Origin of the sequence: Microcystis sp. LE19-41.2A (genome assembly GCF_027530405.1) — a bacterium.
GTDB classification, from domain to species: domain Bacteria; phylum Cyanobacteriota; class Cyanobacteriia; order Cyanobacteriales; family Microcystaceae; genus Microcystis; species Microcystis aeruginosa.
The window spans coordinates 1-6,483 of record NZ_JAPZQJ010000474.1 but is presented as its reverse complement, the minus strand read 5'-3'; the positions used below and the strand labels follow the sequence as shown (position 1 = coordinate 6,483).

Below are 6,483 nucleotides of genomic sequence, written 5' to 3'. Positions count from 1 at the left end.
CCAAAGGCTTGGATTGAGTGGTAAAATCGGAAGTAATGACCGATTTTAGCCGAGAGTGTCCCCGTAAAAATCCCAACTTGGTAGATTGACAAAAATGAGATGCAGCCTAAAAAACCTAAGTAACCCCTTCTAATTTTTCATCGGTCAATTGATATAATTCCTGTAATTTCTCTAATTTGTCGGGGTCTGCTTGCCAAAAACCGCGACCCTGTGCTTCTAACATTCTACCGACAATATTACGGAAAGCTTCGGGATTAGCTTGACGCAATTTTTCCGCCATTTCTGCATCAAAAGCGTAGGTATCGGCTGCCTGATCATACACCCAATCGTCACTAAAATTAGCCGTACCGCCCCAACCAATTAAAGCGGTCATTCTTTGGGAGATTTCGTAGGCCCCACCGGAACCTTGATTAACCATGGCATTGGCCCATTTAGGATTGAGTAATTTACTGCGGTATTCTAAGCGCAAAACCTCCTCTAATTTGCGGGGAGTTGTATCATTGGAAAAACTCTCGACAAAACTCGTCATCACCCGTTGACCGCTTTGTTTTTCTGCGGCTAATTTTAATCCTCCTGTATTGCCGTAGTATTCCTGAATATCGGTTAAACCGTATTCTACCGAGTCAATTTCTTGGATAATACTTTCACTGGTTTTTAATAACTGTTGTAGCACTTCTGGTCGCGCTTGTCCCTTATCTTGACGACCATAACTAAAAACATTACGCTTTTCCCAAGTTTTCGCTAATTCGTTGTCATTGTCCCAATTTCCCTCCACTACTTGGTCATTAACTAAAGAGCCAAAATCCCCGGCAGGATTGGAAAATAAACGAGCACTGGCATTGTCAATTCCTTGACTTTTTAAGGCTAAATAGTGCTTACGGATATAATTATCATTTTCCGATTCTTCTATCTCGGCTGCCCGCTGCATTAAATCATCCAATAACTCGATAATATTGATAAAAGTATCTCGAAAAATTCCCGATAAATTAGCCAAAATATCGATGCGCGGGTGTCCAATTTCCCCTAGAGGTTTTAATTCATACCTGACAATTCTTCCTGTTCCCTCTTTGACTGGTTCAGCACCGACTAATTCTAAGAGAATACCCAGGGATTCACCCTTAGTTTTAATCACATCTAATCCCCAGAGTAAAACTGCTACAGTTTCGGGATATTTTCCTTTTTCGGTTAAGTTTTGTTGTAGCAGTTTTTTGGCGATTTCTCGTCCGCGAGTGTAGGCTGCGGGGGAAGGCATCCGGTAGGGGTCTAAAGCGTGTATATTGCGTCCTGTGGGCAAAACTCCCGCACCATCCCGGAGTAAATCACCCCCCGGTGCCGGGGGTACATATTCGCCATTTAATCCCCGCAAAAGATTAGTTAACTCTTCGCTATTTTGTCCTAATAAATTTTTAATAGCAATGCCTTCTTTAAGCTTTTCATTGGTTGCTTCGTCAGCGATAATTTGCTGAAATTCTCGCTCAGATAAATCGGTGAAATAAGCGTCAAGATAACCTTTTAATTCTTCCTGATTGGGAGCAGTTCCTAGGGTGTGTAAACCCGAAGAAAATAGTCTTTGTTCGACGATTTGTAGGTAATTATACACCTTGACAAAATAATCGGTTAGTGCATAGCGGCTAAATAATTTGGCATTTTCTAAAGTGAATTCTATTCCCTGTTTTTCTGCTTCCAGAAAAGGACAATCTTTAGCGATACCTGTATCAATAATCTTTTGGAGGATACTATCTCTTAAAGCGTAATTTTTCTCAGGATTTTCTCGAAACTCGGCAATCAAATCTCGTAAAATCATCAATTCTTTATATAATCCCGCTCGTCCGTAGGGAGGCACATTATGGGAAATTAACACCCCATAACCGCGACGTTTAGCTAGGATAGATTCCGAGGGATTATTAGCGGCATAAATATATAAATTCGGTAAATCTCCTAATAAAATATCTGACCAAGAATAACCAGTATTTCCTAGGGGTGAACCGGGCAGCCATTCGACAGTTCCGTGCATACCAAAATGAATGATCGCATCGGTCTTAAAATCTTTTTGTAACCACTGATAAAAGGCTGCATACTGAGGGTGAGGAGTTAAATCTTTTTCAAACATTAACCGCATCGGATCCCCAGCAATTCCTAAAGGTGGTTGCACTCCAATCCAGATATTACCTAACTCAATTCCCCCTAAATGATACTGGTTGCCAACAGTTTTTATTCCCGCATCTTTCAGAGATTTCCAGTGTTTTTCAATGCGAGAAGTTAATAGATAACCTAGCCAATTTTCTAAAGTTTCTATCGATAAACGATTTTGTTTAGAGAGATTTTCATCATCGGCAAATTTAACTTTTTGAATAATTTCTTCCCCGTCTTCGGGAATCGTTCCCAGATTATAACCCTGCGCTTGTAAAGCTTGTAAAAACTTAACTAAACTCCGGGGAACATTTAATAAAGCTGCCGTACCAACTGCCCCATAACCCGGGGGAAATCCATAGAGAATGATGGCTATTTTGCGTTCTTGCGGAGGTGTTTTATGTAACTTAATCCAACTATTTAAACGTCCAGTTAAACGCTGTAATCTTTCGGGGATTAAATAGATAGTTTCTCCCACTAATCCCCCCAGAGGAATCGTATCAATTGCTCCATCTAATTCCGGTAAAGCGTATAGAACCACACTCTGTAAACCACCGATTCCCTGTCTTGTCCAAGAATAAATATCTTGAATCAATAAAGGGGCAGCGATAAGATAAGGAATATTTTTAGCGGACAGAATTCGTTTAGCCACTTCTACCTGTCTTCCTGCTTCCATAGAACCCGCAGGACCCCCCACCAAAGGAAAGCCAATCGTCGAGACAATTGCATCTACTGTCACCGCATCTTCACTTAAAGAAGGAGTTTCAATGATTCCTTTTTTTCTTTGCTGAATTTCGTAGTCTGTGGTTAACCAATCCCGAACAATTGTATGGCCTTCCACTCCGTTAATAAACACGGGTAGGGGAATTAAATTAGCCGTTTCAAAATGACGGATTAATTGATTAATATAGGGCAATTTACTGATAACGTGCTTCCGATAAAGCAGCAGTGCCACCACTGGTTTATCAAGAGATTTATTTTTTTTATACCAAGCTAAATATTCTTGGGGAGTGAGAAAATAACCCTGATAATCGGGGTGTAATAGTCCCTTATTGGGAGTTTCGATGACTTCGGGTATTTCCTGTACTTTTAATCCTAGATATTTTTGGGCAATTACCCAACACATAGCGGCAACATTTTCAGTTCCTCCCGCATTCCAATAACCGTAAATAATTAACCAATTACGCAAATCTTGAACTTTTTTAGCGGGAATAAATTTCAGCAGTTTCGGGCCAGTTTTAAGGAAACTGAGATAACCAGCTAACTTATCTTCTTCCTTGCCACTGGAAAATTTACTCAAGATAAATTGAATTGGTTTTGGCATTCCTTTTGGTTTATCCCCGATGGCAAATTCTCCCAAACGGGTTAAACTCATTAACTCTAAAGCAGACTCAAAAACTAAGCGAATCGGAATCTGTGCCGCTCGTTGCCGCAGCCAAGTAACTTGATCGTAATCGAAGATCAAACTAGCAAAAAAAACGTCGGCATTGGCTAAAGCTTGCTCGACTATTTCCGGTTCGCTAGTCAAGGATTTATCGCTAAATACTTTTACTTCTAAATCGGGACATTTAGAACTAGCCAACAGGCCCGATTGCCGATATAAATTGGTGTTAAAGGTTTCAAAGCCAACAATTAAAACAATACTTTTCATAAGAATTTATTTTCTGATAAATCAGGGTGCGTTATTTTGCCTTAACACACCCCCTGAAATGATCATAACAACAAATTAATAATAACTGCCAGATTTGCGATGATGGATGGCGGTTAAACCTTGGTGTAAAACCTTACCTTTTTCTGCGATCGCATAAATCAACCAATGATCACCGCACTCCATTCGTTGTCCCACCCGACATTCCAGATAAGCGAGCGCTTCGGCCAAAATCGGCCCACCGTTCTCAGCTTTAGTGGTTTCGATATTAGCGAAACGATCTTCTCCGGGGGAAAAAGGTTTAAGAAAATGCTTCATTAAAGCTATATGTTGTCCTTCTTGCAGGATATTAAGGACAAAATGGATATAAAGTGGGTAGAGTCGATGGGAGGTATTATCAGCAATTCTCATTTTAAGGTTTCATGACATCAAAACCCTTGCATCTAGAGGGGTTAATAATTCTTAACGAATCTCTAGATCGCTGAAACAAGGCAAAATCGTTTCAAAATGAGAATTGCTGCCACTATCTCACCTGCATCGGTCTAACACCCCCTTAATAAGACTTATAGCAGAGAACGAGTTGGTTAGGACAACCTAAATCGCTAAAATTCAGTTCTGGCAAGGATTTTCCTTCTGCCTTCTGCCCGCTGCTATAATAGCGCACTGTGCGGTTTAATCACCTCAATCAGGAGTCAGGAGACGATGCCAAATCAGATTATACTTCATCTTTATGAGAAACGCTGTAAGCTGTAATAATTAAGAGACATCTTAAAAAAAGTCAGAAACCCTTCTGTTCCCTGTTCCGGAGTTCCCTTGTCTCTAAAGTTAACTTTATTTTTAACTAGGTACTTAGAATGAAAAATGAAATATTAAATCTAGAATTTTCTCCCGATGTTCTTGCCGCTTTAAAAATAGGAATTGATGAACTCGGTCAAGAAATTAAACTTCTGGCCGCTATTTATTATTTTCAAGAAAAGCGACTTTCTTTAGGAAAAGCGGCGGAATTAGCGAGAATTAATCGCCTAGAATTTATGGATATTTTGTCTAAAAAAGGGATTGTATTGTTTGATTATGACGAATCGGCGTTAGCGGTTGAATTAAAGGGAATAGAAAAACTGGAGCCTGATGATTGTAAGTAACGCTACTCCCCTCATCGCTTTTGCGCGAATTGGTCAACTCGGTCTTTTACAAGAAATAGTTAAAAGCATCGTTATTCCTAAGGCAGTAGCTCTTGAAATCAGCACTTACGATCAGGACAAAACTGGCTCGATCGATCTATTACGAGAACAGTGGATTTCTGTCCGAGAAATCGCCTCTCAACAGCAGGTTTCCTTACTATTACCGACTCTAGATCGAGGAGAATCAGAAGTCATCGTCCTTGCACTAGAACAAAAAGCCTCTTTAGTGCTTATCGATGAATTAGCTGCTCGTCAGGTGTGTAAATCTCTCAATATTCCAATTACAGGTTCGATCGGTATTTTAATTAAAGCAAAACAGTTGGGAAAGATCGCTGCAGTCAAACCTTACATAGAAACGATGCAACAACAAGGCATATACTACAGCCAGAAATTTATCGAAAATTTGGGTTAAAACCCCGTCGTTTTACGACGGCTTTTCCTGATTTTCAATGTAGCACTTAAGAACTTCCAGTGGCGCACCTCCTACAGAAGATACAAAATAACTGGGCGACCAAAGAGCGTCTTTCCCGTGCGGTTTAGGATAACCAGCTTGTCCATACCTACGACTAGAGACTCCCTTTAAAGAATTGACCATTACGGAAATAGATAGTTTTGGCGGGTATTCAATCAATGCGTGTATATGATTAGACTCCCCGTTAAATTCCAATATCTGAAAATTCATTTTTCCCGCAACTTCCCTAAAAGACTTTTCAACTAAAGTCAGACTTTTACCAGTAAAAACCTTACTTCTGTATTTTGTCACACAGACCAAGTGTATCTTTAAATCGGAAACAGAGTTTCTTTCTCTTCGCAACTGACTTGACATTATTAACAGACCTAGTTAGAATAGAGTACAGACACACACATCTTAACCCAATGAAAGCGAGGTATCAATACCGTATTTACCCAACAGACCAACAAAAGAGGCTTTTGTCTCAGTTGTTCGGGTGTGTGCGTGTTGTCTGGAACGATACCTTAGCCTACTGCCAAGAACTCTATCGACAAGGGGAGAAAAAGCCAAAATATACCGAGTTATCTAAAAGACTAACTCAAATCAAAAAAACAGAAAAAAAGCAGTGGTTAACCGAGGTTTCTTCTATCCCTTTACAGCAGTCTTTGAGAGACTTAGAGACTGCTTACTCTAACTTCTTTGCATCTTGCAAGGGAGAGAGAAAAGGAAGAAAAGTCAAACCTCCTCAATTTAAGAAGCGTAAATCTAAGCAATCAGCAAGATTTACTGACAATGGTTTTACCGTTAACCAACACTGCGTTACTTTAGCGAAAATCGGTGATCTAAGAATAGTTTGGAGTCGTCCATTACCTTCTAAACCTTCTAGCGTCACCGTGATTAAAGATGCGGCGGATCGCTATTTTCTCAGCTTTGTTGTCGAGATTCAGTCCGAAATACTTCCCAATAATGGGGAGTCAGTGGGAATTGATCTAGGGATTGCTACCTTTGCTACCCTCTCAACAGGAGAAAAGATAGACGCACCGAAACCGTTAAAGAAACGATTAAAACGACTAAGA

Annotated in this window: 5 protein-coding genes and 1 pseudogene; 3 read left to right on the top strand and 3 right to left on the bottom strand. The window is 40.1% G+C overall.

From position 1 onward, the window contains the following. Nucleotides 1–115 precede the first annotated feature (115 nt). Nucleotides 116–3,781 carry a magnesium chelatase subunit H gene (gene bchH / locus O9290_RS20240; RefSeq protein WP_288056866.1) on the bottom strand — a complete coding sequence of 1,222 codons (3,666 nt, stop codon included), beginning with the start codon at nt 3,779–3,781 and terminating at the stop codon, nt 116–118. Nucleotides 3,782–3,856: 75 nt separating this feature from the next. Further along, a pseudogene (locus O9290_RS20235) lies at nt 3,857–4,138 on the bottom strand (flavin reductase family protein); the annotation flags it as partial. Nucleotides 4,139–4,632: 494 nt separating this feature from the next. Between O9290_RS20235 and O9290_RS20230 the strand changes: the two are divergent. Further along, nucleotides 4,633–4,917, top strand: coding sequence for a UPF0175 family protein (locus O9290_RS20230; RefSeq protein ID WP_002754799.1), 285 nt, complete (start codon nt 4,633–4,635; stop codon nt 4,915–4,917). Beyond that, complete coding sequence (locus O9290_RS20225; protein ID WP_287107187.1) at nt 4,904–5,368, top strand: PIN domain-containing protein; 465 nt, start codon at nt 4,904–4,906, stop codon at nt 5,366–5,368. Before O9290_RS20230 ends, O9290_RS20225 begins: the two co-directional genes overlap by 14 nt. A gap of 12 nt (nt 5,369–5,380) precedes the next feature. Here the strand turns inward: O9290_RS20225 and tnpA are convergent, their stop codons facing one another. Continuing rightward, the gene (gene tnpA, locus O9290_RS20220; RefSeq protein WP_052276317.1) at nt 5,381–5,782 is read right to left on the bottom strand and encodes an IS200/IS605 family transposase; all 402 of its coding nucleotides are present in this window, start codon (nt 5,780–5,782) and stop codon (nt 5,381–5,383) included. Nucleotides 5,783–5,832: 50 nt separating this feature from the next. Here tnpA and O9290_RS20215 point away from each other — a divergent pair. Further along, the coding region (locus O9290_RS20215) for an RNA-guided endonuclease InsQ/TnpB family protein (protein ID WP_288087464.1) at nt 5,833–6,483 on the top strand (651 nt) is incomplete at its 3' end.